The organism is uncultured Polaribacter sp. (assembly GCF_947500975.1).
Taxonomy (GTDB): Bacteria; Bacteroidota; Bacteroidia; order Flavobacteriales; family Flavobacteriaceae; genus Polaribacter.
Genome location: NZ_CANMUE010000067.1, coordinates 1 through 380, shown reverse-complemented (window position 1 = coordinate 380; position 380 = coordinate 1). Strand labels below are relative to the sequence as shown.

Annotated in this window: 1 pseudogene; it reads left to right on the top strand. The window is 37.4% G+C overall.

Annotated elements, in window-relative coordinates:
- Positions 1–380: pseudogene (locus Q0733_RS13035) on the top strand (hypothetical protein); the annotation flags it as partial.

Below are 380 nucleotides of genomic sequence, written 5' to 3'. Positions count from 1 at the left end.
AATTTAGAGTCTACTACAGCACTAACAATCACAGATGTAGATACAGACGGAGTGCCTACATCAGCCAATGGAGGTCAAGCAGATGTAAGTTCTACAGATGCAAATGTACAATCAGACGAATGTGATTCATGTAATGCAGCCAGTACATTATTTAGTGATATTGATGCAGATGGAGTAGGAGATGTTTGTGATTTAGATGATGATAATGATGGTATTTTAGATACCGATGAAGGATTTTGTAATAACAATCCAGGAGTATTATTAAGAACACCACCAATAGGAACCTGGGAAGTATCATTTTATGGAGGACACTTTGGCGTTCCAAATGCTGTAAATCCTACTGATCATGATGCAAAAGACGAAGACAATAACATAGGTAC